Below are 24,627 nucleotides of genomic sequence, written 5' to 3'. Positions count from 1 at the left end.
CTCCTCGTCTGCGCCCGCGCCTCCTCCGGGCGCCCGGGCCGTGTACCCGGCGCGGGGCCGTTCACACGCGGCCCGGCTGCCGGGCCTCCTCCTCGTGCTCGGTGCGGCGCAGCGAGCGGGTCAGGACGACACCGCCCGCGACGAGGGCGATGCCGACCCAGGCCGGGCCGTCGTCGGCGGCGAGCAGCACGATGCCCACCGGCACGAGGTAGCCGGCGAGCGGCAGGAGGAAGGCGCGGACGGTCGGCACCGGGACGTCGTCGCCGCGGGCCCGGGCCGCCCTGGCGCGGACGACGTCCGGGTACCACCCGGTGAAGCGCACCGCGGCGATGATCGCGCCGATCTGGATGATCCAGCCGGTCCACAGGTTGTTCGGGTTGTGCAGCACGAGGTCGCCGTACAGGCCGGCGAGGGCCGCGACGAGGAAGGCGGCGCCCCACACACCGGTCAGCAGGTAGTTGGTGCGGACGAACTCGGGCGTGTGCCAGAAGTTGCGGGGCGTCTGCTCGCGGGCGTACTGCAGGGTGAAGGGCGTGCCGACGGCCATCGACCCGAACGCGATCACCACCAGGGCGATGTTGGAGACCTCCCCGGCGTACGTCTCCAGCCAGGTGAGCGTGCCCGCCGAGGCGAGCGCGCCGATCACGGTGAGGCCGGCGAAGAAGACCACGTCGGACACTTCGAGGATCTTCCACGAGCTGCCCGGTGCGCGGATGCGGCCGATCACGACGAGGGCCGCCGCGAGCGCGAGGGCCGCGCCGACGGCGATCTCGAACCGGCCCGGACCCACGACGACCGAGAAGAGGATCCACGGCGACATCCCGACGATCGGGCTGTCCAGTAAGCCTCCGGCGCTGCGGCCGGTCCGGGTCTCGGTGGCGGTGTTCACGAGGATCTCCTCCCGCTCGGCAAGGCTCCTTCCAGCATCCGCCCGCCTGCCCGGCGCCCGCCACCGAGCCCGGCCCAGCCCGCCCCTGGGACGCCACCGGGCCCGGGCCCGCCGCGCGGCCGGTGCGGCCGTGCAGCGGGCCCGGGCCCGGTGGTGCTCCCCGCGGTACTCCCCGTCGTGCTCCGCGGTACGCGGTGGAGCCGCGCGGTGCGGGGAGGGAGCGGCGGGGTGCGCCGGTGTCAGGCCGGGACCTTCTCGGTGCCGGTCTCGGCGGCGGTCCCGGTCTCCGCGGCCTCGTCGTCCTGCGGCCGGGCGTGCTTCGGCAGGAGGAAGACGGCGAGGAAGACCACCGCGAGCATGGCGATCTCGACGCCGAGCGTGAACTGCTCGGCGTGGACGAAGCTGGCGCTCTTGACCTGCTCGAAGAAGACCGTGCCGAGGATCGCCGTGCCGAGGGCGGCACCGAGCTGCTGCACGGAGGTGAGGGTGCCGGAGGCCGAGCCGGTCTCGTGCGGCTCGACCGAGGCGAGCACCGTGTCGAAGAACGGCGCCATGACGAAGCCCATGCCGAGGCCGGTGACCGCAAGGGCGGGGGCGAGCTGCCACGGCGTGACGCTCTCCCCGGCCTGGCCGAGGGTGAGGATGAGGCCGCCGACGCCCGCGGCCATGCCGATCAGGCCGCCGTGCATGACCTTGCGGCCGAACTTCACCAGGCCCTGCGAGGCGACGAACGCGACGACCATGCCGATCGAGGACGGGATGCCCGCCAGGCCCGCCTTGGTCGGCGAGTAGTGCAGGCCGATCTGGGTGTAGAGGCTGAAGGTCAGCCAGAAGCCGGTCATCGCGGAGAAGAAGAACAGGCCGAGCACCATGCCGCCGCTGAAGCCGCGCTTGCGGAACAGGCTCGGCTCGACGAGCGGGTCGCGGCCGGAGCTGCTGATGCGCTTCTCGTACCAGGCGAAGACGGCGAAGACGGCGAGGGCGAGGCCGATCAGGGCGAACGCCCAGGCGGGCCAGCCGTGCTCGCGGCCCTGCACCAGCGGGAAGATGATCATCGCTGCGCCGGCGGCGGCGAGCAGGGCGCCGACGAGGTCGAGCCGGACGGCACGGGCGCTCTTCCACTCGGGCAGGAACGCCAGGCCGCCCGCGACGGCGAACAGGCCGAGCGGGATGTTGATCAGGAAGATCATGCGCCAGCCGGTGCCCCAGAGGTCGGCGTCGACGAGCCAGCCGGCGAGGATCGGGCCGCCGACCGTGGAGAGCCCCATGACCGGGCCGAACAGGCCGAAGGCGGTACCCTGCTCCTTCTCCGAGAAGATCTCCTTCAGCATGCCGAGCCCCTGCGGCAGCATGATCGCGCCCAGCAGGCCCTGGAAGGCGCGCGCGGCGATCAGCTGCTCGGGGCCCTGGGCGAGGCCGCAGGCGATGGAGCCGAGGGTGAAGCCGACGGCGCCGACGAGGTACATGCGGCGGCGGCCGAAGATGTCACCGAGGCGGCCGCCGGTGATGAGGCCGATCGCCATGGCGAGGGTGTAGGCCGCGCCGAGCCACTGGATGGTGCTCTCGCCGCCGCCGACGTCGGCCCGGATGGCCGGCGCGGCGACGTTGGTGACCAGCGAGTCGAGGAGGTCCATGACCTCGGCGGCGAGGATCACGAAGAGCGCGGCCCACCGCCATCGGTAGGGCGCGGACGGGTCGGTCATGAGGGGCTCCGAGTCTGGAACGGTGTTTGATTGACGAACACTGTTCTACGGAGCGATCCTCGTTCCGTCAAGCCTGCAGGTCGACGCCCCGAACACTGTTCGCCACGGGTACGATGTTCGTCGCCCACCGTGACAGCCCGGGTTCACCCGGCACGCGCCGGGCGACCACGCCCGCCCGCACCCGCCCGTACCCGACGAAGGAGGCGCGCATGACCTCGGACGGCCACGCGGACATGCCCGCCGTGCCCTGGCACAAGCCGCGCCGCACGGACCCGCGTCAGCCCCTCACCCGGGACGCCATCGTCGAGGTCGGCATCCGCATCCTCGACGCCGAGGGCATGGCCGGCGTCACCATGCGGCGCGTCGCCCAGGAGCTCGGCACCGGCCCCGCCTCGCTCTACGCCCACGTCTCCAACAAGGACGAGCTCCTGGAGCTCATGCTGGAGGAGATCTCCGGCGAGATCACCCTGCCCGACCACCCCGAACCGGACCGCTGGAAGGAGCAGATCCTGCAGCTCTGCCTCGACGCCCAGCACGTGTACACCCGGCACCGGGACATCACCGTCGTCTCGCTCGGCAGCATGCCCGTGGGCCCCAACAAGCTCCTCCCGGCCGAGTTCATGCTCGACCTGATGATCCGCGCCGGCATCCCCGGGCAGGTCGCCGCCTGGGCGCTCGACGGACTCGGCCAGATGATCGACGTCGACGCCTACGAGGCCTTCGTCTACGGGATGAAGGCCGGCAGCGGCATCGACCTGGAGGCCTACTTCGACGAGGTCGGCCAGTACTTCCGCCGACTGCCCAAGGACAGGTTCCCCCGCATCAGCGCGATGGCGGAGACCATGACGACCGGCGACGGCGACGACCGCTTCCGCTTCAAGGTCGAGGTCTTCCTGCGCGGCCTGGAGTCGTACATCGAACACTGAGCCGTCTGTCCGTTGTCCGTTGCCCGTTGCCCGTTGCCCGTTGCCCGTTGCCCGTTGCCCGTCTGCCCGCCTGGCGTCTGTGCGGCGGGCTGCGCGGTCGGCCCGTCACGGGGACCCCAGGCGGCGCTGCCACCAGGCGCCGGGCGGTGCGAACGGATCGGGCAGTGTGCGGCGTTCGAACTCCTCGTCGAGCCGGGCCACCACGCTCCGCAGATCACGGCGGGCAAGCCGGGGCATCGATCGGAGGAAGGCCTCCACGCCGTCGCGGTCGCCCATCGGGTCGTGGCACGGACAGTCCGCCGACTCGACGTACAGCCACCGGCCGGGCCGGCGCAGCGCGCCCTCGTACCCCCGGAGGGACGCGGCGAGGAACCCGGGCCCGAAACGGCGGGCCTCCAGGCGCCGCACCGCGGAGCGCGCCCGCCGGGGCAGGCCCCGCACCTCGCTGAACGGCCTCGACGGGCCCGGCGTCCTCGACATCACGGCGCGCACGGCGCCGGGCGGCCTACGCGGCATCGCCCTTTCTGAGCATCGTCATGGCGCCATCCTGGCAGAGTGGTGCAGATCCGCCGAGCCGTTTTCCTGCCCCCCGCCCGTCTGCCCGTCCCCCGGCCGTTCGCCCGTCGGTCCGTCACCTCCGCCGCGGCCGGGACTGACGGTCCGGTTGCGACGTGGCTACGCTCCCCGCATGACGATCAAGGCTGTGGTGTTCGACGTCGGTGAATGCCTGGTGGACGAGACCCGCGAGTACGGCACGTGGGCCGACTGGCTCGGTGTGCCGAGACACACCTTCGTCGCGCAGTTCGGCGCCACCATCGCCCGGGGCCTGGACTACCGCGAGACGTTCCACGTGTTCCGGCCCGGGTTCGACCTGTACGAGGAGCGAGAGAAGCGCGCGGCTGCCGGGCGGCCGGAGACCTTCGGGGAGGAAGACCTCTACCCGGACGTCCGCCGCTCGCTCCTGCGACTCAGGGCGGACGGCCTCTGGCTGGCCATCGCCGGGAACCAGACCGTTCGCGCCGGGCGGATCCTGCGTGAGCTGTTCGAGGACGACGTCGATCTGATCGGCACCTCGGACGACTGGGGTGCGTCGAAGCCCGACCTGCTGTTCTTCGAGCGTGTCGTCGTGGCCACTCCGGTCGAGCCGCACGAGATCCTGTACGTCGGCGACCGCCTCGACAACGACGTCCTCCCCGCGCTCGCCTCGGGGATGCGTACCGCGCTGATCCGCCGCGGCCCGTGGGGCTGGATCCAGCAGGACGATCCGGCCGTCGGCCGGTCGACGTTCCGCATCGACAGCCTGGCCGAGCTGCCCGAGCTCATCGCGAAGTTCAACGCAGGGAGCTGATCCCCCGTCGCCCTCCGCTTCCCGGGTGACGCCGCGGGCCTGGTTGACGGGCGCCGGCGCGGTGGCGGCGTACGGTGCGGGCAGCGCAGGACGGTCCTCCCGCCGGTCGGCCGGCCCCGTCCCGTCCCAGTCCGCTCCGTTCCGTTCCGTTCCGAGGAGAGAAGCACCATGCGAATCCTGCTCGTGGGAGCCGGCGGCGTGGGCGGCGCGGTCACCCGGATCGCCGCCCGCCGGGACTTCTTCGACCACCTGGTCGTCGCCGACCACGACGAGGCCCGCGCGGTCTCCGTGGCCGCCGCCGCCCGTGACCCGCGCTTCACCCCCGCCCGCGTCGACGCCTCCGACCAGCGGGCCGTCGAGGCGCTCCTCGCCGAGCACCGCTGCGACGTGCTCCTCAACGCCACCGACCCGCGGTTCGTCATGCCGCTCTTCCGCGGCGCCCTCGCGGCCGGTGTGCACTACCTCGACATGGCGATGTCGCTGTCGCGCCCGCACCCCGAGCGGCCGCACGAGCTCACCGGCGTCAAGCTCGGCGACGAGCAGTTCGCGCTGGCCGGTGCCTGGGAGGAGTCCGGCAGGCTCGCCCTCGTGGGCATCGGCGTGGAGCCCGGGCTCTCCGACGTGTTCGCCCGCTACGCCGCCGACGAGCTGTTCGACGAGATCGAGGAGATCGGCATCCGCGACGGCGCCGATCTCACCGTGGACGGCTACGACTTCGCGCCCTCGTTCTCCATCTGGACGACCATCGAGGAGTGCCTCAACCCGCCCGTCGTCTATGAGAAGGACCGCGGCTGGTTCACGACCGCGCCCTTCAGCGAGCCGGAGGTCTTCGACTTCCCCGGCGGCATCGGCCCGGTCGAGTGCGTCAACGTGGAGCACGAGGAGGTGCTCCTCGTGCCGCGCTGGATCGACGCGAGGCGTGTCACCTTCAAGTACGGGCTCGGCGGGGAGTTCATCGACGTCCTGCGGACGCTGCACAAGCTGGGCCTCGACGGCACCGAGCCCGTCAGGGTCGGCGACGCCCTCGTCGCGCCCCGCGACGTCGTCGCCGCCTGCCTCCCCGACCCGGCGGGCCTCGGCGACCGCATGCGCGGCCGGACCTGCGCCGGCACCTGGGTGAAGGGCACCAAGGACGGCGCCCCGCGCGAGGTCTACCTCTACCACGTCGCCGACAACGAGGTCACGATGGCCGAGTACGGCTCCCAGGCCGTCGTCTGGCAGACCGCCATCAACCCCGTCGTCGCCCTCGAACTCATCGCCGCCGGCACCTGGACGGGCGCCGGGGTCCTGGGCCCCGAGGCCCTGCCGCCGCGGCCGTTCCTCGACCTGCTCACCGCGTACGGCGCGCCCTGGGGGCTACGCGAGATGTGACCGGCGGGCGTCCCGGACCGGACGGCGGACGGCGGTCAGCCCTCCAGTGAGCGACGGGTCGCGGGCCCGTAGACCCCGGCCGGGTCGCCGGTCAGGCCGCGGTCGTGCTGGAGCTGCGTGACGCCGCGGAGGGTGGCCGCGTCGAAGACCGCGGTGCGCGAGACGTACGTGAAGCCCTGGCCGAAGAGCAGCTGCTGGAGTCGGGCCACCGCAGGCCCGCTGTCGCCCTGCCGCAGGACGCCGTCGGCCGGGGCGGTCGCCGCGCTGGTGGCCGGTGCCGTGCTCGCGACCGTGGTCGTGGCTGTGCCCGCGGCTGTGCCCGGGGCGTCCGAGGTGCTTCCGGTCGGTGCGGGGCTCGCGGTCGCGGCGCCGGGGGAGGCAACGGTGGTGGTGGCGGAGGTCCGTGACGCGGTGGTCGGTGCGGCGCCCGCCGCCGCGGGGAGCGGTCCGTCGGTGGCCGTGGTCGCGCCCGGCGCGGAGGGCTGCGCCTGCGGGCCGGGGGAGTCCTCGCCGGGGAGGAGGAGCAGCGCCAGGCCGGCACAGGCGGCCGCGACGGCGAGCAGGACCGGTAGGAGGTGCCGACGGCTCGGGCGCTGCGCGCGGAGCGGGGCCGCCGCGGGCGGGAGGTCGGCGAAGAGGTCGGCGGCGCCGGTCGGCGGCCCTGCCTCCGGCGACGGCTCGGCGGGGGCCTGCGGTGCGTAGGGCCTGACGAGATCGTCGTGGGGGTGCAATGGCGTTCCTCGTGGTGCGGACGGGCTGGGGCACATCATGCCCTGCGTCGCTCCCGGGCCCGCGCCGGGGTGGGTGGCGTGCGTGCCGGGAGCCCGCGGCTCGCCCGGGCGGGGCACCAACCCGCCGGAGGGCGGGCCGAGTCGGCGCCGTCGGCGCGCGCCGGATGCGGGCCGTGCCCTACCGCCGTTCGGTCGCTCTCTGTGCAAAGATGCATCCGCACCGTGACGGTACCGATATGAACGGACTCCGCCGCGCTGCCTGTCCCCACCCCTGCGCGCCCTGCGCGCCGCCCGAACGAAGGCTCTCACCATGGCTCAGAAGGCCGAGATCCACGTCAACCGCAGCCTGATCGAAGGACTCGCGGAGGCGTCCCCCTCCCAGCTCGCCGAACTCGCCGCAACCCTGCCGCAGCACGTCTGGTTCTCCTCCACCGCACCGGCCGAGGAGGGCGACGCCCCGGAACCCACCTTCACGTGGCCCCTGCACGGTGCCTACTCCCACCAGGGCAAGGTCGCGACGGGCACTGCCCACGTCCACCTCGCACCCGGTCACCGGAACCTCGAACGGCCGCTCATCCTCGCCGACGGCTTCGAGTACGGCCCGAGCGACCTGCCCGCGCTCTGGCAGCACTTCGACGCCGCGGAGGGCGGGCACTTCCTCACCCGGCTCGGCGAGGCGGGCATCGACGTCATCCTGCTCGGGTTCGAGGAGCGCCACACCTACATCCAGGCCAACGCGGGTGTCGCCGCGGCCTGCATCCACCGCGCCGTCGCCGAGCGGATCGGCAGCACCCCGCTCGCCGTCGGCGGGGTCAGCATGGGCGGCATGATCACCCGGTACGCGCTGGCCCGCATGGAGGCCGAGGGGGTGGACCACCAGACCGGCACCTACTTCTCGTGGGACACCCCCCACAACGGCGCCTGGATCCCGCTGATCCTCCAGCAGATGGCCTACTTCTTCGAGGACTTCACCCCGGCCGAGCCGGGCCGGCCCAAGCAGGCCGAGCTCATCCGCAGCGAGGCCGCCCAGCAACTGCTGTGGGCCTGGGTGGAGAACTCGAAGTACGAGGGGCCGGTGGCCACCGCCAGCCAGCTGCGCACCGACTTCCTGGCCGAGCTGGACGCGTACGGGTCCTTCCCGGTGCGGCCGCTGAAGCTGGGCGTCGCCAACGGCCACGGCGAGGGCGTGGGGCTGAAGTTGACCCCCGGCGAGATCGCCTTCGACTGGAAGAACCAGTACAACACCGCGAGCGCCACCGCCCGCGTCCAGCCCGACAAGGGTGCGAAGCAGCCCATCGGCGGCATGCACATCGCGCTGACGGTACGCCGCAGTTCGACCACGGCCGTCCCCGCCCTCGACGGTGCGCCCGGTGGCACCCTGCCCTCGTTCGGGCTGGTGGCGAAGGCCCTCGGCATCGAGGTGGACGAGCGCTTCACCAACACCTGCTTCGTGCCCGCGGTCAGCGCCGTCGCCCTCGACTTCGACCCGGCCGTCTGGGAGGTCGACCTGGAGACCGATCTGACCTCGGTCGACCCGAGCCGCGTCGCCCTGGACGACTTCCTCTGCGACACCGAGAACTCCCCGCACAGCGCACCCCGGCGTGCGCTGACGGACTGGCTGTTCGAGCGCGTCACCCGCTGAACACGGGCCCGCGGCACCGCCGTTCCGGAGGCGGTGCCGCGGGTGGGGCCGACGGGGTCACGCCCACTCGCGCCGCCCGAGGGCGTACGCCACGGCCCCGTACACCACGGCGGGTATGCCGTAGTCGGCGAGGGTGCGCGCGGTGGAACTGTCGGGTGAGAAGAGGCCGCGGGACCAGCCGGACAGCCAGTCGGCGGCGTCGTGGAACCAGTCCGCGATCGGGTTGCCGGGGTTCGCCCCGGACAGGTCCAGGACGATCCAGACGGCCAGAATCAGTGTGGCGACACCTGCGGCGATGCGCAGGACGTGAACGAGTGCTCTCATGGCAGTCGTCTTGCACGATCCGCCGCCGCCAAACGTGGCGGACCGCGCCCGCTCAGGCGTCCGGGGCGCGGCCGACCCCGCGGACGGCCCCATGGGCGGCCCCGCGGGCGGCAGTGCGGCCGACCCCGACGCACCCGTACGCGGCCGCGCGGCCGGGCAACCCTGCGGCGACCGGGGGCACATGGCGGCCCGGGCCGGCGGCCGGGCGGAAGCGGCAGGATAGGGTGATCCGGCTGTCCGGCCGGAGGGGGAGAGATGGCCCGGATCCGTCGTGTCGTCCTGGGAGCCGCCGTGGGCGGGATGCTCGCCGGGCTGACCGGCTGCACGGTCGCCGTGGGGGCGGTCAGCGGCGTCACGGTCACCGCGGACGGCCGCCCGATCGGCATGGTGATGGTCTGTCACCACCGCATCGACGGGGCCACGCTGTACACCGACCAGGGCACGAACGGCACCCGCAGCGTGGGCCGTTGGAAACACGACGGGCCGCTGACCGGGTACGCCCCGCTGCCGCTCGACGGCGGCGACGGCTGGACGGTCGAGCAGCCGCTGCAGCCCCTGGAAGCGGGCCGCGTCTACACGCTCTACGGGTGGACCGAGGACGACTCCTGGTCCGCGGGGTCCGTGTCGTTCACCCTCGCCGACCTGGCCGCCCTCACCCCCGGGCGGGTGCGGTACTTCGTGGGCGCCGAGTACGGCGGGGACGCCGACGGCTGGACGACGACCTCGCTGGAGGAGTTCCAGGCCCACGCCTGCGACAACGTCGGCTCCTGACCCGGCGCGCACCCGGCGCGCACCCGGTGCACACCCGGCGCGCACCCGTGCGCCTGGCGAAAGCCGGGCACCGCGACGGGAGGACGTGGCAGGGTGGGCGCGGCGGCAGGTGCCGTCGCGGCCGGGTCGGGGGAGAGGACGCCGTCGTGCGAAGAGGCGAGCTGAGGCGTGGGCCGGGCGCGCGGTCCGGCCACCGGGTGCCGTCCGGCATTCCGGAGGACGGGCCGGCCCGTGAGATCGGCGACCACCGGGTCCTCCTGTCACGCCCGCACATCGACAGCCGGCTGGTGGTGGCCTGCGAGACCTGCGGGGTGCCGATCCCGTACCGGGTGCTCGGCCGGACGGCGACCCGGGTGTGGCGGTGCGTCTGGCTCGCGCTGGCGCTCGCGGGCACGGTGGTGGCGGTGTACTGCCTCGGCCGGGCGTTCGTCGTCGGCGGCCAGGTGCTGGAGGAGGGGGCGCCCAACCCGCTGGACCGGCTGCTGCCGTCCGTCCTCGGCGCGGTGGTGGTCGCCGTGTTCGGGTGGGTGCGGTGGCGGCGCGAGGACGGTGTGCGGCAGCGCCGCCGTCCGAAGGGGCACCGCGGGCACCGGCTGAGGCGCATCTGACACGGTGTCGTCCCCCCTGCGGTGTGGTCCTCGGCGCGGCCGGTCGCACCGGGCGGCGCTGAGCCGTAGCGTCGGGGGCCTGGACCGTCCACCGCGGGAAGGCGGGTGCGGTGATGGCACCGGCGTCGCCGGCCGACGTGACCGGCCCCCTTCCCGGCCGCGGGTAGGCGCGGCCCGTGACTGCCGGGCAGCCCTCGGGGCACATCCGGTACGGCGTGTCCGCGGAGTTCTACGACCTGCTGCAGGCCGAGGACGACCGCCGGGCCGCCGAGCGCCGCCTCACCGCGGCGGCCCGCGCCGCGAGGACGGGGGTGCTCGACGCGGGTGCCGGCACGGGCATCGTGACCGAGACGCTGGTGAAGGCTGCCACTGCTCCGGTGCACGCCGTCGAGCCGTCGCCCGCCATGCGGATCGCCCTGCTCGCCCGGTTGGCCCGCCTCGGCGCCGACGAGCGGGCCCGCGTCACGCTGCACCCGGAGACCGTGGGTGCCTGCGGCCTGCGGGAGGCCGTCGACCTCGCCGTCGCCTCCAACCTGGTGGCCACCCTGCCGCCCGCGGAACGCCGGGCGACCTGGCGGGCGCTGGCCGCCGCACTCGTACCGGGAGGCCTGCTCCTCTTCGACCCGCCGCCCGTCGGGGTGCCGGGCGGCGAGGAGAGCCGCGAACTCCCGCCCGCCAGGCTCGGCACCGACGTGTACGCCGCCCGGCTGACCCGCACCCCGGACCGCGGGATCATCGCCGTCCGGTACGACTACCGGGTGGAGCGCGGCGGTGTGGTGGTGCGCGAGGAGCACGAGACCTTCCGGCTCTGGCCCGCGGAGCCCGCCGTCCTCGCTGAGGAACTGGCCGAGGCCGGTCTCCTGCCCGCGGACGCTCCGCACTCCGACCTCACCGCCGCCCGGAAGCCGCTCCGCGGGTGACCGGCGGGCCGGCGGAACGCGTCCCCGTACGGGCGCGCAGGCCGGAGGGGGTGCCGTGCGGACACGGCACCCCCTCCGGCTCTGTTCCCGCTCTGTTCCGCTCCGTGCAGCCGTCGCGGACGGCGGCGGCTCAGCCGTGCCGCATGTCGTCCGGGTCGGCCGGGCGCGGCGCGGTCCGGGGGTCGTCCAGCGGCCCGGTGCCGTACGGCCTGCCGCTGCCCGGGTCGGTGCCGTACCGCTCACCGCCGTACGGTTCGCTGCCGTACGTCTCGCCGCCGTACGGGTTGGGCGGCGGGGCTCCCTCGCCGGTCATCCGGGACTGCGGGGTCTCGCGGGGCGGCGCGTCGGGGAGCGCGCCGGTCGTGGCGGGGCCGTCCGTGCCGAGGCCGCCGGGGGAGATCCGGCCGCGCCAGCCGCCGCTCTCGGCGCCGCCGCGTTCCTCGATGAAGCCCTTGAAGCGCTTGAGGTCGCCCTTGACCTGCCGGTCGAGCACGCCGAGCAGGTCGCCGGTGCGCTCGGCCATGCCGTGCGGTTCGAAGTCCATGGCGAGGCTGACCCGGGTGTGGGCGTCGTCCAGCCGCTGGAAGGTGACGACGCCCATCTGCCGGACGTCGCCGCCGATCGTGCGCCAGGAGATCCGCTCGTCGGGCAGCTGGTCGACGATCTCGGTGTCGAACTCGCGCCGGGCGCCGGCGACCTTGGTGCGCCAGTGGCAGTGCCGGTCGTCGGTCTGGCGGACCTCCTCCACGCCCTCCATGAAGCGCGGGAACTCCTCGAACTGGGTCCACTGGTCGTAGACGCTGTGCAGGGGCACGTCGACGTCGATGGATTCCTTCACCATGCTCATGGTGACCTCCTTCGCGTTCCGGGACCGGACGTTCCGGGCCGCCGCGCGCCTGCCCGCCCCTGCGGGCTTCAATCCCCGGGATCGTCCGGAAGGTGTGCCGCCGCCCCCGGCGGGAGGGGATCCTCCCGCCGGGGGCGGCGCGGGGTGGTGCGGGCCGGGCGCTACGCGGGCTGCTCGGCGGTGTGCAGGGCGCTCACCTCCGCCGCGGTCAGCGCCTTGTCGTACGCGTGGACCTGGTCGATCGAGCCGTTCCAGAAGTCCACGTTGCCGCCGTTCCACTTGGCGCGGCCGAGGCTGAGCGGGCCGGTGGAGACGTCGGCGGATCCGGCGGGCACGGTGGCCGCGAGGGTGCCGTCGACGTACAGGGCGATGGTGCCGGCCGCCGCGTCGTGCACGCCGACCAGGTGGTACCAGTGGCCGAGCTGCGGGGTGATCGGCAGCCGGGCCCGGACACCGCCGGGGACGCTGAAGGCGAACGCGCCCTGGCCGTACTGCAGGTAGAACGGGTTCTCGGTGCGGCGGCCGTCCTGGCTGACCACGGTGGCGTAGTTGCCGGGCAGCGCGTCCAGGGTGGCCCAGGCGGAGATCGAGTAGCTCGCGGTGGTGTCGACCACGGGCCCGGCGGTCTGGGCGTACTGCGACTGGCCGTTGAACTTCAGGGCGCTGCCGCTGACACCGGGGGTCCAGGTGGTGCCGTCGGTCAGGGTCATCGAGGCCTTGTTGGGGCCCTGGTCGGCGGCGGTGGTGCCGGTGCCCTCGTCGAGGGACCAGGAGCCGCCGCCCTTGAGCTCGGAGCGGGCGCCAGCCGCGGCGCCGGCCGCGATGACCTTGAGGTTGATGGCGCGGACCTGGGCCGGGTCGACCTTGATCTGCCGGCGGTCGTACGTCCAGAGGCCGTTGAGCTCGTTCTCGAGGTCGGTGACCTGGGTGTAGACCGAGCCGGAGAGCTCGGCGCCGGCGGCGGCGAGGTAGAACGTCTCGGTGTTGTCGACGTACTTCTTGGTGAGCGCGGCCTTGTCGTTCACGCCGCTGTAGATGACGGTCGGGGCGCCGGGCCACATGTGGCCGGGGGCGCGGAGGGTGAAGCCGCCGTGCTCGCCGTCCATGGCGGCGCGCTTGCTGTCCGGGAACGCCGGGTCGTTGTTGCCGTAGTCGTGGTGGTCGATGATGTCGCCCTTGCCGGAGTCACCCTTGGAGGCGCAGCAGTTGACGCCGCTGTGGGCGTTGACGATGCGGGACGGGTCGGCGGCCTTGACGGCGTCGGTGAGCTTGCCGGTCTCCTCGCGGTTCCACTCGCCCCAGCCCTCGTTGAAGACGATCCAGCCGATGAGGGAGGGGGAGTTGTGGAGGAGCTTCATCTCCGCCATGCCCTCGGCGACGAACTCCTGCTGGCCGGCGGTGGTGCGGAAGTCGCCGGAGACGAAGTCCTGCCAGACGAGCAGGCCCAGCTTGTCGGCCTGGTAGTACCAGCGCGGCGACTCGACCTTGATGTGCTTGCGGACGGCGTTGAAGCCGAGGTCCTTCTGCGCCTTGAGGTCGAAGGTGATGGCCGCGTCGGTGGGCGCGGTGTAGAGGCCGTCCGGCCAGAAGCCCTGGTCGAGTTCGGCGAGCGAGAAGATCGGCTTGCCGTTGAGGACGATCTTCTGGTAGCCGCCGACGTCCTGGATGGCGATCTTCCGCATGCCGAAGTAGCTCTTGACCGTGTCGGTCTGCTTGCCGCTGGTCAGCGTGACCTTGAGGTCGTAGAGGTACGGGTCGTCGGGCGTCCACAGGTGCTGGTTGCTCACCGGCAGGTGGAGCAGGGTGTTGGCGGGGCCGCTGATCGAGCCGACCACGTTGCCCTGGGTGTCCTTGGCGACGGCCTTGACGAGCGTGCCGGCGGGGGCGCCGGGGGAGTTGACGGTGACGGAGAGCGTGCCGGAGTCGATGTCCGGGGTGGTGGTGACGCTCTCGACGGAGGTCGCCGCGACGGGCTCCATCCAGACGGTCTGCCAGATGCCGGACGACTGGGTGTAGACGATGCCGCCGGGGTTGGCCGACTGCTTGCCGAGGGGCTGGTCGGGCCCGGCGGTGTCGGTGACCGCGACGACGATCTCCTGCGGGCCGGTGCCCTTGAGGGCGTCGGTGATGTCGGCGGAGAAACCGGTGTAGCCGCCGGTGTGCTCGGCGACCCTCGTGCCGTTGACCCAGACCGTGGCCTTGTTGTCGACGGCGCCGAAGTTCAGCTTGAGGTGCTGGCCGGAGCCGATCTTCCAGCCCTTGGGGACGGTGACCGTCTTCCGGTAGAACATGTGGTCCTCGTGCCGCTCCAGGCCGGAGAGCATCGATTCGACCGGGTACGGCACGATGATCTTCTCGCCGAGGTCCTTGCCGAAGACGGGCTGCTCACCCGCGGCCGCACCGGCGAACTGCCAGGGGCCGTTGAGGTTCAGCCAGTCGTCGCGGACCTGCTGCGGCCGGGGGTACTCGGGCAGCGGGTGGTTCTTGTCGACCTTGTCGGTCCACGGGGTGGTGAGGCGGTGGGTGGAGGCGTTGGCGGCCGTCCGGATGATCTGCGGCACGGTCTCGCCGCCGGAGGTGAGGCCGCCGGCGCCGTCGTACGACACCCGGACCTGCTGGCCCTTCTGGACGGGCTCGGAGAGCTTGACGATCAGGGAGTTCCTGTCTCCCGAGGCGTTCGCGACGGACTTGACCGGCATGGGCGTGGTGTCGGCCTCGATGCGCAGGTGGTCGGCGATGCCCGCGGCGTTGCCGACCCTGCCCTCGAAGGTGGCCTGCACCTTCAGGCCGTCCTCGGCGACGGCCAGCGCGACGGGGTAGACGCTGAACCCGGCGGGCGGGGTGAAGGCGCCCTCCGGCACGATCTGCTTGGGCAGCGCGGGGCTCGACCAGCGCAGGAACATGTTGGCGCCGCCGACGTCCTGGAACATCTCCAGCTTGAAGTCGTGCTTGACGCCCGCGGTGAGGTGGACGGCGGCGCTGGTCTGCTCGCTGTCCCAGTCCGGCACCCAGTGGTCGATGACCGCGACGCCGTCGACGAAGAGGCGGAAGCCGTTGTCGCCCGTGGCGTAGAAGGTGTAGTCGCCGTCGGCGGGGGCCTCGATCTGGCCGGTCCAGCGGGCGGTGGTGTTCTCCTGGCGGCCCGTCATCGCCTCGAAGGTGGACGCCAGGCCCGCCATGTTGATCTGCGGGTCGAGCGCCGTGCCGCCGAGCTCGGCGAAGTCGCGGGCGCCGGGCGCCGACATCCGGTAGTACTCGCCCTTCAGGCCGTGCGCCTGGATGCTGGGATCGGCGGCGGCGAAGGTGGTCGCGGTGTCGGCCGGGGCGGCGGACGAGGTACCGGGGACCAGGCCGACCACCGGCAGCGAGAGGGTCGCTGCCAGCAGCAGCGCCCACGTCCTGCGTCGGTCTCGGGTGGCTGGCTGTCGCGTCATGCGGTGGCTCCTCACACGGGGGAGTAGAGGGTGGTGGGGCATTCCCCGGGCGGCGACCCGCTTGCCCGGGGACGTGGTGGGGGTGTCGCGAAGAGCGACGGTGGTGGCGCGCCGGCGGGAGGGGGCCGGGGCGGTCACGGCACGGTGGTGCCGGGGAGGGGGACGTGCGGGCGCCGGGCCGCCGGGAGGCGGCGCGCCGGGGCCCTGGCCGTTCTGACGAACGGGCCGTCCGGTCGAACGGTCGGGGCAGGGGGTCGGAGCGGTGGCCGGGGTGCCGCGGGCAGCCCGGCGCGGCGCCGTCCGGTGGAGCCGGGGCGGGCCGGTGGGTGGCCGGCGGTGCGGCGGCGAGCGGGGTTCGCGGGCCGGGTGGCGGCCGTTGCACAACGTTGGAAAAGCGGGACAGCGAGAATGACAGCACGACCCTGCGGCCGTGTCCAGCCCCCGACGGGCAGTTCTGTCCGCGGAATCGGCCGCCGGCGGCCGGACGGCCCGTCCGGAGCCTGTCGCCGTGCGGTGCACGGCGGCTGACGGAGCCTCCGCCGACGGGCCCGGGCGGAACGGAACGGGCCACTCCGCGAGGCCGGTGCGCAGCGGCGCCGTACGCCTCCGGGTGCGCCGCGGCCGGGCCGGCCGGCCGGCGGGTGCGGCCTCGACCTGCGGCTTCTCCGGCCCGGGGCGCCGTGGGCAGGGGAGGGCGCGGGCGGCCGCCGCCCGGCAGGGTGAACGGTGAGCACCACTCCGCCAACCCCCGGCACCTCCGGCCGCGTTGGCGCGGAGCCGTCATGGAGGGCCGGTCGGGGAATGAAACGGAAATGCGCGCGCAACACTCTTGCCCGACGGATCGGGCGGCCTATATAACGTTGTAAACAGCGACGCCGAGAGGCCCTGCGGACCTCTTACCGCTCTCTCCTGCACCGGATTTCCCAGCCCCGTGTGCAGGCGTCGGGCGGACCCGGTCGCCGCCGTCCCACCCCGCACCCCCCGCCCCACCGCGTCGTCGGCCCACCCGTCCGGCGCGGTGCGTCTCCCCCTCGCCAAGGAGTGTCCCCGTCATGACCATCACGCGCAGATCCCGCACGCTCGCCGCCGCCTCGCTGCTCGCCGCCGCCGCCCTCGTCGTGTCCGGCTGCGCCAAGTCCGAGACCCCGTCCGCCGGCTCGGGCGACGGACAGGCCGCGCAGGTCGCGGAGAGCCCGGCCGGCTCGGCCACCGCCGCCACCGGGGCCGGCTGCACCCTGCAGAGCACCGGCACCCCGAAGATCGACCTGAAGGACGCGATCGTCGGCTTCTCGCAGTCCGAGAAGGAGGCCAACCCCTTCCGTATCGCCGAGACCCAGTCCATCAAGGACGAGGCCGCGAAGCTGGGCGTGAAGAAGCTCCTCACCACCAACGCGCAGTCGCAGCTCTCCAAGCAGATCAGCGACATCCAGGACATGCTCAACCAGGGCGCACAGCTCCTCATCGTCGCCCCGCTCAACTCCGACGGCCTGCAGCCCGCCCTCGACGCGGCCGCCGCCAAGCACGTGCCGGTCATCACCGTCGACCGCAAGGTCAACGCCACCGCCTGCAAGGACTACCTGACCTTCATCGGCTCGAACTTCGTCGAGCAGGGCAAGCGCGCGGCCGACGCGATGATCGCCGCCACCGGCGGCACCGGCAAGGTCGCCATCCTGCTCGGCGCGTCCGGCAACAACGTCACCACCGACCGCACCAACGGCTTCGTCGACCAGCTGAAGGCCAAGGCGCCCGGCCTGGAGATCGTCGCGCAGCAGACCGGCGAGTTCGCCCGCGACAAGGGCCAGCAGGTCATGGAGCAGCTCATCCAGTCCAAGCCCGAGATCACCGCCGTCTACGCGGAGAACGACGAGATGGGCCTCGGCGCCGTCACCGCGCTCAAGAGCGCCAACAAGAAGCCCGGCAAGGACGTCAAGGTCATCTCCATCGACGGCACCCGCAACGCCGTGCAGGCGCTCGCCGCCGGCGAGTACAACGGCGTCATCGAGTCCAACCCGCGCTTCGGCCCGCTCGCCTTCGCGACCCTGCAGAAGTTCCTCGCGGGCGAGTCGATCGCCGACAGCGTCATCATCACCGACCGCGCCTACGACTCCGCCAACGCCGCCGCCTCCGTCGCCGGCGCGTACTGACCCGCGCCCCCACCCTCCGGGCCCGCCGCGACCTCCCCGACGCGCGGCGGGCCCGGAGACCACCCTCCATCGACCCTCGGAAGGCCAGAACCATGGCACCCCCCGAAGCGGCGGCCACCAGGCCCGCCGGCACCGCCCTCCCCACGGCGACGCCCGTGCTGGAGGCCCGCGGCGTGAGCAAGCGATTCCCCGGCGTGGTGGCCCTCGACGACGTCTCCTTCTCGCTGCGACCCGGCGAGGCCCACGCACTCGTGGGGGAGAACGGGGCGGGCAAGTCCACCCTGATCAAGGTGCTCACCGGCGTGCACCGCCCGGACGACGGCGAACTCCTGCTCTCCGGAAGCCCGGTGAGCTTCGCCCGGCCCTCCGAGGCCCAGCAGGCCGGCATCTCCACCATCTACCAGGAGGTCAACCTCGTCCCGCTCATGAGCGTGGCGCGGAACATCTTCCTCGGCCGCGAACCCGTCAAACGCCTCGGCCTCATCGACTTCCCGCGGATGCACCGCGAGGCCGCCGAACTCCTCGCCGGGTTCGGCATCGACGTCGACCCGCGCCGCCCCCTGCACACCCTCGGCATCGGCACCCAGCAGATGGTGGCCCTCGCCCGCGCCGTCTCCGTCGACGCGCAGGTCGTCGTCATGGACGAACCGACCTCCTCGCTGGAACCGCGCGAGGTGGAGACGCTCTTCCGCGTCGTCGGCGAGCTGCGCGCCCGCGGCATCGCCATCCTCTACGTCAGCCACCGCATGGACGAGCTCTACCGCCTGTGCGAGCGCGTCACCGTGCTCCGCGACGGCAGGCACATCCACACCGGCGACCTCGCCGACCTCGACCGCATGCAACTCGTCTCCATGATGCTCGGCCGCGACATCACCGAGGTCCGCCGCCACGGCGTCACCGGCTTCGGCGACGAAGGGCACGACGTCGCCCGCGAACCCGTCCTCACCGCCGACGGCCTCACCCGCCGCCACCAGCTGGACGACATCTCCCTCGCGCTGCGCCCCGGCGAGGTGCTCGGCCTCGGCGGCCTGCTCGGCTCCGGCCGCAGCGAGACCGCCAAGGCCATCGCCGGGGCCCTCCCGCTCGACGGCGGCACCGTCTCCGTCGGCGGCCGCACCCTGCGCCGCCCCAGCTCCGCGGGCGCCATCCGGGCAGGCATCAGCATGCTCCCCGAGGACCGCAAGGCCGAGGGCATCATCCCCGGCCTGTCGGTACGGGAGAACATCGTGCTGGCCGCCATGCCGCGGCTGTCCCGCGCCGGGATCGTCTCCCGCGCCCGGCAGGACAAGGTCGTCAGGATCTTCATGGAACGCCTGCGGATCAAGGCGTCCAGCCCCGAGCAGAAGGTCTCCGAACTCTCCGGCGGCAACCAGCAGAAGGTGCTCCTCGCCCGCTGGCTCTGCCTCGAACCCACGGTGCTGCTCCTCGACGAGCCGACCCGTGGCATCGACGTCGGCGCCAAGGCCGAGGTGCAGGCCCTCATCGACGAACTCGCCCAGGAGGGACTGGCCGTGCTGCTGATCTCCTCCGACATCGAGGAACTCGTCGAAGGCGCCGACCGCATCGTCGTGCTGCGCAGCGGCGCCGTCGCCGGCGAACTCACCGGCGACCAGGTGGGGGAGAGCGAACTCCTCGCCGTCCTCGCCGACCACGGCGCGCCCGCCGCCGGACCGGCCCCCGCCGCACCCGACCAGCCCCGCCCGGCGAGCGCCGGCAAGGAGGACCCCCGATGACCCAGGCGACCGCCGCCCCCACGCGCGGCCTGACCCGGCTGCCCAGCTCCGCGTGGTTCCAGGAGTACGGCGTCTACGCGGCGCTCGCGGCCCTGGTGGTGTTCAACGCGCTGTTCACCGACCGCTTCCTCACCACCGACAACCTCCGCACCCAGCTCGTGCAGGTCGCCCCCGTGGTGATCGTCGCCCTCGGCATGGCGCTGGTCATCGGCACCGAGGGCGTCGACCTCTCCGTCGGCTCCACCATGGCGCTGGCCTCCGCCCTGCTGCCGCTCTACCTCGGCTACGGCCTGGTGCCGGCCCTGCTGATCGCCCTGCTCGCCGGGGCCGTGGTCGGCGCGATCAACGGCACCCTGGTGTCCGTCGTCGGCCTGCAGCCCATCGTCGCCACCCTCGCCCTGTTCGTCGGCGGCCGCGGCCTGGCCCTCGTCATCGCCGACGGGCAGCTCAAGCAGATCGTCAACCCCGACCTGCTGGCGCTCGGCACCAACAGCGTGCTCGGCATCCCGCTGGTCGTCGTCGTCGCGGGCGTCCTCGCCCTCGCCGTCGCGTTCCTGGTGCAGCGCACCACCTTCGGACGCCAGGTCGTCGCCGTCGGCGGCAACCGGGCCGCGGCCGCCCTCGCCGGACTCCCCGTCAAGCGCCTCCTCATCGGCGTGTACGTGCTGTGCGGCGTGTTCGCCGCGCTCGCGGGCGTGCTCGCCACCGCGCGGCTCACCGCCAGCGACCCGTCCTCGCTCGGCACCCTGATGGAGCTGTCCGCGATCACCGCCGTCGTCGTCGGCGGCACCCCGCTGACCGGCGGCTCCGTCCGCGTGCTCGGCACCGTCGCCGGCGCGCTGCTCATGCAGCTGCTGCGCGCCACCCTCGTCAAGCACGACCTGCCCGACTCCACCGCCCAGATCGCCCAGGCGGCCATCATCCTCGCCGCCGTCTACGTCGCACGGGAGCGCCGATCCCGATGAACCACACCCCCGCACTCGGCCTGCCCGAGCCCGCCGCCGGCCTCTCCGCACCCCCGGCCCCGCCCGCCCGCCCGAGCGGCGCGGCCGCCGGGACGACCGGACGCGAGCGCCTCCTGTCGCTCCTGCAGCGGCAGGGCGTGCTGGCCGTGCTGCTGCTGGTCGTCGTCGTCTCGTCCGTCGTCTACCCGACGTTCGGCACCCTGGACAACGCCCGTGGCGTGACCGTCCAGGCGTCCTTCCTCGCGATCGTCGCCCTCGGCATGACCCTGGTGATCATCACCGGCGGCATCGACCTCTCCGTCGGTTCGGTCTTCGCCCTCGGCGGCGTCCTCGCCGCCTGGGCCTCGCAGTGGGGCATCGTGCCCGCGCTGCTGCTGCCGATCGCCGTCTGCGGCGCCATCGGCGCCGTCAACGGCCTCCTCGTCGCCCGCGCCGGCATGGCACCGTTCATCGTCACGCTCGCCTCGCTGCTCGCCGCCCGCGGCCTGCTGCTCGCCCTCACCGACGAGGGTGCCACCACCTACCTGGTGCCGCGCGGCTCCGCCTTCGCCGAACTCGGCCAGGGCACCGTCTGGGGCTTCGGCTACCCGCTGCTCATCGCCCTCGCGCTGTTCGGCCTCGGCGGTGTGCTGCTGCAGCGCACCTCCTTCGGGCAGACGCTGTTCGCCGTCGGCGGCAGCGCCGACGCGGCCACCCTCATGGGCCTGCCGGTCGCCCGCGCGAAGGTCACGGTCTACCTGCTCAGCGGCCTGCTGGCCGGTCTCGCCGGTGCGCTGAGCGCGGCCCGGCTCTCCTCCGGCGTCACCATCGTCGGCGTCGGCATGGAGCTCGACGCGATCTCCGCGGTCGTCATCGGCGGCACGCTCCTGGTCGGCGGCGCCGGCTCGGTCAGCGGCACCCTGTGGGGCGTCCTGCTGCTCGCCGTCATCCAGAACCTCATCAACCAGATCGGCTCGCTGAACTCCTCCTACCAGTCGGTGGTCAGCGGCGGCTTCCTCATCGTGGTCGTGGTCGCCCAGCGCTACCTCGCCCGCGGCCGCAGAACGACCTGAGCGGCGCCCGGCCGCCCCGGCGGCCGGTGGTGCCCGGAACCGTACGCCGCGTCCCGGGCACCACCGGGGCCCGGTCCCCGTCAACGAAGGAGTGCCGTGGGCGTCAGCCTCAAGGACGTCGCGCAGCGGGCGGGCGTCTCCGTCAAGACCGTCTCCAACGTGGTCAACCACTATCCGCACGTCACCCCGCAGATGCGGGCCAAGGTGCAGAAGGCCATCGACGAGCTCGGCTACCGCCCCAACCTGACCGCCCGCCACCTGCGCAAGGGCCGCACCGGCATCATCGCGCTGGCCGTGCCCGAACTCGGCAACCCGTACTTCGCCGAACTCGCCGGGGCGGTCATCGACGCCGCCGCCCGGCACGAGTACACCGTGCTGGTCGACCACACCGCGGGCCGCCGCGAACGCGAGATCCACGTCAGCGGCGGCTTCAGCTCCCACGTGATCGACGGGCTCATCCTCAGCCCCATCCACCTGGAGACCGAGGACCTGACCGGCCGCGACGAGACCGTGCCGCTCGTGCTGCTCGGCGAGCGCGAGTACGAGGCGCCGTACGACCACATCGCCATCGACAACATCGCCGCCTCCCGCGAGGCCGTCCGGCACCTGCTCTCCCTCGGGCACCGGCGGATCGCCTTCCTCGGCTCCCGCACCGGCCACGAACGCCAGCCCGCCCACATGCGGATGCGCGGCTGGCACGACGAACTGCAGGCCGCCGGCATCGTCCCCGACGAGTCGCTGGTCGTCGTCACCGAGGGCTACGGCCGGGCTGACGGCGCCGCCGCCATGGCCTCCCTCCTCGACCGCGGCGAACGCCCCGACGCGGTGTTCGCCTACAACGACCTCATCGCCATCGGTGCGATGCGCACCCTCACCGAGCGCGGCCTGCGCATCCCCGAGGACGTCGCGGTCGCCGGCTTCGACGACATCGAGGACGGCCGGTTCGCCGCCGTCCCCCTCACCACCATCTCGCCCGACAAGCAGGCCATCGCCCGCCTCGCCGTCGACCGGCTCGTCGCCCGCCTCACCGGCCTGTCGCCCGCCGAACCGCGGCGCGAACGGCCCGGCTACCGCCTCGTCGTCCGCGGCTCCACCGGAGGCCCCGCGACCTGACCCCCCGTGCCCCGATGCGCCGCCGGGCCGCCCGCCGGCCCCGCCCCCGACCACCTGTCGCGTCCGGCCCGCCCGCCGGGCCCCGCCCGCCCCCGAGGGAACGACCATGCCCCGACCCACCGTCCGCCGCCGGCCGTTCGGCACCGCCCCCGGCGGCACCGCCGTCGACGCCTGGCAGCTCGACGCCGGCACCGGTGTGCACGCCGAGATCCTCACCTACGGCGGCATCCTGCACCGGCTCGTCGTCCCCGACACCGCCGGTCACGGCGCGGCCGTCGTCCTGTCCCTCCCCACCGTCGAGCAGTACGCCGAGAAGAGCCCCTACTTCGGCGCCCTCGTCGGCCGCTACGCCAACCGCATCGCCCGCGGCCGCTTCACCCTCGACGGCGGCGCGCACCACATCCCCGTCAACGACCGCGGCCACGCCCTGCACGGCGGCCCGGACGGCTTCGACGCCCGGGTCTGGCACGCCGAACCCGCCGGCGACGGAGACCCCGCCGCCCTGCGGCTCACGCTGCGCAGCCCGCACGGCGACATGGGTTTCCCCGGCACCCTCGACGTCACCGCCACCTACACCCTCACCACCGACGGCACCCTCGCGCTCGACTGGACCGCCACCACCGACCGGCCCACCGTCGTCAACCTCACCAACCACGCCTACTTCACCCTCGCCGACGGCCCCGACGTGCTCGGCCACACCCTGCAGGTCGACGCGCCCGCCTACCTGCCCGTCGACGCCGACGGCATCCCCACCGGCCCGCCCGCACCCGTGGCCGGCACCGCCCTCGACCTCACCGCCCCCCGGCGGATCGGCGACGTCCTCGCCCGCCCCGAACCCCAGCTGCGGACGGCCGGCGGCCTCGACCACTGCTTCGTCCTGCGCACCCCCGGCGAGAGCACCGCGCTCCGCCGCGCCGCCCGCCTCACCGCCCCGCACGGCACCCGCACCCTGGAGGTGTGGACCACCGAACCCGGAGTCCAGGTCTACACCGGAAACCAGCTCGACGGCTCCCTCACCGGACCCGACGGCCGACCCTACGGCCGGCACGCCGCGGTCTGCCTGGAGACCCAGCACTACCCCGACGCACCCAACCACCCGGACTACCCCAGCACCGTGCTGCGGCCCGGCGAGACCCTCACCAGCCGCACCGAGTACCGCTTCCCGCACCTGGCCTGACGGGCCGGCACGTGGCGCCCGCCGGCGTCCGCGACCGGGTGGCGTCCCGGTCGGACGGAACGGACGACACCGTCACCGGGAGGGAGTCGACAGGGTCGGACAGGGCTGATTTCCCGGCCCCCGACACCCGTACACCGCCAGTGTACCGGCGGTGTACGATCGGGGTATGGCTGATGCGACGATCAAGGTCTCCCCTGATACCCGTGACCGTCTGGCCGCCCTCGCGGCAGCCCACGGCACCACGATCGGCGCCCAGGTGGCCCTGCTCGTGGAGCAGCAACCCACCGCGGAGCAGATCGCCGAGCGCGTCGCCGAGGGCCGCCGGCTGCTGCGGGAGCACTTCGGGATGACCCTCCCCGACGCGGAGCTGGACCAAGGCCCGGACATGCTCCAGCGGGTGTACGACATCGCCGCGGCGGACGCGCGCGCCAGGATCGCCCCCCGGCGCAGCGCGTGATCATCCTGGATTCCAGCGCCCTGGCCGCGCTGGCCGCCGGCCACTCGCGCCTGCACCGGATCGTGGACTCCGCGCTGCGGAGCCCGTTCCGGCATCTGCTGGTCCCGGTGCTGTGCCTGGTCGAGGCCGAGATCAAGGACGAGGGTGCCGCGCAGGCGGTCCTGGCGCTGCCCGCGCTGGAGTTCGAGCCCCTGGACGCGAGCACGGCCGTGATGGTGGCGACCATGGTCCGCGACGGGTACGGCGGCCAGGATCTGGCCCACGCCATCACCACGAGCCTGCCCACCCCGGTGCGTCCGCTGCAGCACCTGATCCTGACGGCCCGTGCGGAGCTGTATCCGCCCGGGGTCGCCACCGTCGACATCGACGACCCCCGCCTGGAGCCGTAGGTGCCGCAGGCGGGGTGTTCGGGGACGGGCTGAACCCGGACGAGGACGCGCGCATCCTCGCCGGGGAGATCCTGCCCGCCGGG

General features: G+C 73.5%; 21 protein-coding genes and 1 pseudogene. 15 read left to right on the top strand and 7 right to left on the bottom strand.

Features of this window, described 5'->3' with window-relative positions; genetic code table 11:
* Nucleotides 1-61: 61 nt before the first annotated feature.
* Both OG335_RS04315 and OG335_RS04310 read right to left on the bottom strand, forming a co-directional pair.
* Entirely contained in the window at nt 62-889 is an 828-nt protein-coding gene (locus tag OG335_RS04315; RefSeq protein WP_405009640.1) for a hypothetical protein, read from the bottom strand.
* A 239-nt stretch (nt 890-1,128) separates the two neighbouring features.
* Nucleotides 1,129-2,592: an MFS transporter gene (locus OG335_RS04310; protein WP_405009639.1), complete on the bottom strand. Its 1,464-nt coding sequence runs from the start codon at nt 2,590-2,592 to the stop codon at nt 1,129-1,131.
* Between the two features lie 209 nt (nt 2,593-2,801).
* On the opposite strand from OG335_RS04310, the gene OG335_RS04305 reads away from it, so the two are divergent.
* Complete coding sequence (locus OG335_RS04305; protein ID WP_405009638.1) at nt 2,802-3,518, top strand: TetR/AcrR family transcriptional regulator; 717 nt, start codon at nt 2,802-2,804, stop codon at nt 3,516-3,518.
* A gap of 105 nt (nt 3,519-3,623) precedes the next feature.
* On the opposite strand, the gene OG335_RS04300 is transcribed toward OG335_RS04305, so the two are convergent.
* Nucleotides 3,624-4,034: a hypothetical protein gene (locus OG335_RS04300; protein WP_405009637.1), complete on the bottom strand. Its 411-nt coding sequence runs from the start codon at nt 4,032-4,034 to the stop codon at nt 3,624-3,626.
* 172 nt (nt 4,035-4,206) lie between these two features.
* Here OG335_RS04300 and OG335_RS04295 point away from each other — a divergent pair, with 172 nt between their 5' ends.
* Both OG335_RS04295 and OG335_RS04290 read left to right on the top strand, forming a co-directional pair.
* Nucleotides 4,207-4,866 (top strand): HAD family hydrolase, encoded by a 660-nt coding sequence (locus OG335_RS04295; protein WP_405009636.1) that lies wholly within the window; start codon nt 4,207-4,209, stop codon nt 4,864-4,866.
* 168 nt (nt 4,867-5,034) lie between these two features.
* Nucleotides 5,035-6,237, top strand: coding sequence for a saccharopine dehydrogenase family protein (locus tag OG335_RS04290; protein ID WP_405009635.1), 1,203 nt, complete (start codon nt 5,035-5,037; stop codon nt 6,235-6,237).
* Between the two features lie 35 nt (nt 6,238-6,272).
* Here the strand turns inward: OG335_RS04290 and OG335_RS04285 are convergent, their stop codons facing one another.
* On the bottom strand, nt 6,273-6,968 hold the full coding sequence (locus tag OG335_RS04285) for a peptidoglycan-binding protein (RefSeq protein WP_405009634.1): 696 nt from the start codon (nt 6,966-6,968) through the stop codon (nt 6,273-6,275).
* Between the two features lie 310 nt (nt 6,969-7,278).
* Between OG335_RS04285 and OG335_RS04280 the strand changes: the two genes are divergently transcribed.
* Nucleotides 7,279-8,610, top strand: a complete 1,332-nt coding sequence (locus OG335_RS04280) for a hypothetical protein (RefSeq protein ID WP_405009633.1) — start codon at nt 7,279-7,281, stop codon at nt 8,608-8,610.
* A 57-nt stretch (nt 8,611-8,667) separates the two neighbouring features.
* On the opposite strand, the gene OG335_RS04275 is transcribed toward OG335_RS04280, so the two are convergent.
* Nucleotides 8,668-8,934, bottom strand: coding sequence for a hypothetical protein (locus OG335_RS04275; protein WP_405009632.1), 267 nt, complete (start codon nt 8,932-8,934; stop codon nt 8,668-8,670).
* Nucleotides 8,935-9,189: 255 nt separating this feature from the next.
* On the opposite strand from OG335_RS04275, the gene OG335_RS04270 reads away from it, so the two are divergent.
* From OG335_RS04270 to OG335_RS04260, 3 genes are all read left to right on the top strand, one after another.
* Nucleotides 9,190-9,705, top strand: a complete 516-nt coding sequence (locus OG335_RS04270) for a hypothetical protein (RefSeq protein WP_405009631.1) — start codon at nt 9,190-9,192, stop codon at nt 9,703-9,705.
* A 146-nt stretch (nt 9,706-9,851) separates the two neighbouring features.
* Nucleotides 9,852-10,313, top strand: a complete 462-nt coding sequence (locus OG335_RS04265; protein WP_405009630.1) for a hypothetical protein — start codon at nt 9,852-9,854, stop codon at nt 10,311-10,313.
* A gap of 176 nt (nt 10,314-10,489) precedes the next feature.
* Entirely contained in the window at nt 10,490-11,233 is a 744-nt protein-coding gene (locus tag OG335_RS04260) for a class I SAM-dependent methyltransferase (RefSeq protein ID WP_405009629.1), read from the top strand.
* A 385-nt stretch (nt 11,234-11,618) separates the two neighbouring features.
* Here OG335_RS04260 and OG335_RS04255 read toward each other — a convergent pair.
* Nucleotides 11,619-12,080 (bottom strand): annotated as a pseudogene (locus OG335_RS04255) (SRPBCC family protein); the annotation flags it as partial.
* Nucleotides 12,081-12,241: 161 nt separating this feature from the next.
* Nucleotides 12,242-15,514 (bottom strand): LamG-like jellyroll fold domain-containing protein, encoded by a 3,273-nt coding sequence (locus tag OG335_RS04250; RefSeq protein WP_405009628.1) that lies wholly within the window; start codon nt 15,512-15,514, stop codon nt 12,242-12,244.
* A 1,052-nt stretch (nt 15,515-16,566) separates the two neighbouring features.
* Between OG335_RS04250 and OG335_RS04245 the strand changes: the two genes are divergently transcribed.
* From OG335_RS04245 to OG335_RS04210, 8 genes are all read left to right on the top strand, one after another.
* Nucleotides 16,567-17,658 carry an ABC transporter substrate-binding protein gene (locus OG335_RS04245; RefSeq protein WP_405009627.1) on the top strand — a complete coding sequence of 364 codons (1,092 nt, stop codon included), beginning with the start codon at nt 16,567-16,569 and terminating at the stop codon, nt 17,656-17,658.
* 92 nt (nt 17,659-17,750) lie between these two features.
* Nucleotides 17,751-19,391 carry a sugar ABC transporter ATP-binding protein gene (locus OG335_RS04240; protein WP_405009626.1) on the top strand — a complete coding sequence of 547 codons (1,641 nt, stop codon included), beginning with the start codon at nt 17,751-17,753 and terminating at the stop codon, nt 19,389-19,391.
* Nucleotides 19,388-20,356, top strand: a complete 969-nt coding sequence (locus tag OG335_RS04235) for an ABC transporter permease (protein WP_405009625.1) — start codon at nt 19,388-19,390, stop codon at nt 20,354-20,356. The genes OG335_RS04240 and OG335_RS04235 overlap by 4 nt, the downstream gene beginning before the upstream one ends.
* On the top strand, nt 20,353-21,408 hold the full coding sequence (locus OG335_RS04230; protein WP_405009624.1) for an ABC transporter permease: 1,056 nt from the start codon (nt 20,353-20,355) through the stop codon (nt 21,406-21,408). The genes OG335_RS04235 and OG335_RS04230 overlap by 4 nt, the downstream gene beginning before the upstream one ends.
* 96 nt (nt 21,409-21,504) lie before the next feature.
* Nucleotides 21,505-22,521 (top strand): LacI family DNA-binding transcriptional regulator, encoded by a 1,017-nt coding sequence (locus tag OG335_RS04225; RefSeq protein WP_405009623.1) that lies wholly within the window; start codon nt 21,505-21,507, stop codon nt 22,519-22,521.
* A 106-nt stretch (nt 22,522-22,627) separates the two neighbouring features.
* Nucleotides 22,628-23,698, top strand: coding sequence for an aldose epimerase family protein (locus OG335_RS04220; RefSeq protein WP_405009622.1), 1,071 nt, complete (start codon nt 22,628-22,630; stop codon nt 23,696-23,698).
* A gap of 166 nt (nt 23,699-23,864) precedes the next feature.
* Nucleotides 23,865-24,155, top strand: coding sequence for a hypothetical protein (locus tag OG335_RS04215; protein ID WP_405009621.1), 291 nt, complete (start codon nt 23,865-23,867; stop codon nt 24,153-24,155).
* A complete protein-coding gene (locus tag OG335_RS04210) occupies nt 24,152-24,544 on the top strand; it encodes a hypothetical protein (RefSeq protein ID WP_405009620.1) in 393 nt (130 codons plus the stop codon). Before OG335_RS04215 ends, OG335_RS04210 begins: the two co-directional genes overlap by 4 nt.
* Nucleotides 24,545-24,627 lie beyond the last annotated feature (83 nt).

This window comes from Kitasatospora sp. NBC_01539, assembly GCF_045040525.1.
Taxonomy (GTDB): Bacteria; Actinomycetota; Actinomycetes; order Streptomycetales; family Streptomycetaceae; genus Kitasatospora.
This window is presented reverse-complemented; position numbering and strand designations above follow the sequence as displayed.

Excerpts from the sequence above, each read along its gene's own strand:
- OG335_RS04245 (WP_405009627.1), top strand. The coding sequence starts at position 16,567 with ATGACCATCACGCGCAGATCCCGCACGCTCGCCGCCGCCTCGCTGCTC.
- OG335_RS04305 (WP_405009638.1), top strand. The coding sequence starts at position 2,802 with ATGACCTCGGACGGCCACGCGGACATGCCCGCCGTGCCCTGGCACAAG.
- OG335_RS04270 (WP_405009631.1), top strand. The coding sequence starts at position 9,190 with ATGGCCCGGATCCGTCGTGTCGTCCTGGGAGCCGCCGTGGGCGGGATG.
- OG335_RS04300 (WP_405009637.1), bottom strand. The coding sequence starts at position 4,034 with ATGCCGCGTAGGCCGCCCGGCGCCGTGCGCGCCGTGATGTCGAGGACG.
- OG335_RS04280 (WP_405009633.1), top strand. The coding sequence starts at position 7,279 with ATGGCTCAGAAGGCCGAGATCCACGTCAACCGCAGCCTGATCGAAGGA.
- OG335_RS04310 (WP_405009639.1), bottom strand. The coding sequence starts at position 2,592 with ATGACCGACCCGTCCGCGCCCTACCGATGGCGGTGGGCCGCGCTCTTC.
- OG335_RS04215 (WP_405009621.1), top strand. The coding sequence starts at position 23,865 with ATGGCTGATGCGACGATCAAGGTCTCCCCTGATACCCGTGACCGTCTG.
- OG335_RS04230 (WP_405009624.1), top strand. The coding sequence starts at position 20,353 with ATGAACCACACCCCCGCACTCGGCCTGCCCGAGCCCGCCGCCGGCCTC.
- OG335_RS04250 (WP_405009628.1), bottom strand. The coding sequence starts at position 15,514 with ATGACGCGACAGCCAGCCACCCGAGACCGACGCAGGACGTGGGCGCTG.
- OG335_RS04290 (WP_405009635.1), top strand. The coding sequence starts at position 5,035 with ATGCGAATCCTGCTCGTGGGAGCCGGCGGCGTGGGCGGCGCGGTCACC.
- OG335_RS04220 (WP_405009622.1), top strand. The coding sequence starts at position 22,628 with ATGCCCCGACCCACCGTCCGCCGCCGGCCGTTCGGCACCGCCCCCGGC.
- OG335_RS04235 (WP_405009625.1), top strand. The coding sequence starts at position 19,388 with ATGACCCAGGCGACCGCCGCCCCCACGCGCGGCCTGACCCGGCTGCCC.
- OG335_RS04295 (WP_405009636.1), top strand. The coding sequence starts at position 4,207 with ATGACGATCAAGGCTGTGGTGTTCGACGTCGGTGAATGCCTGGTGGAC.
- OG335_RS04240 (WP_405009626.1), top strand. The coding sequence starts at position 17,751 with ATGGCACCCCCCGAAGCGGCGGCCACCAGGCCCGCCGGCACCGCCCTC.
- OG335_RS04275 (WP_405009632.1), bottom strand. The coding sequence starts at position 8,934 with ATGAGAGCACTCGTTCACGTCCTGCGCATCGCCGCAGGTGTCGCCACA.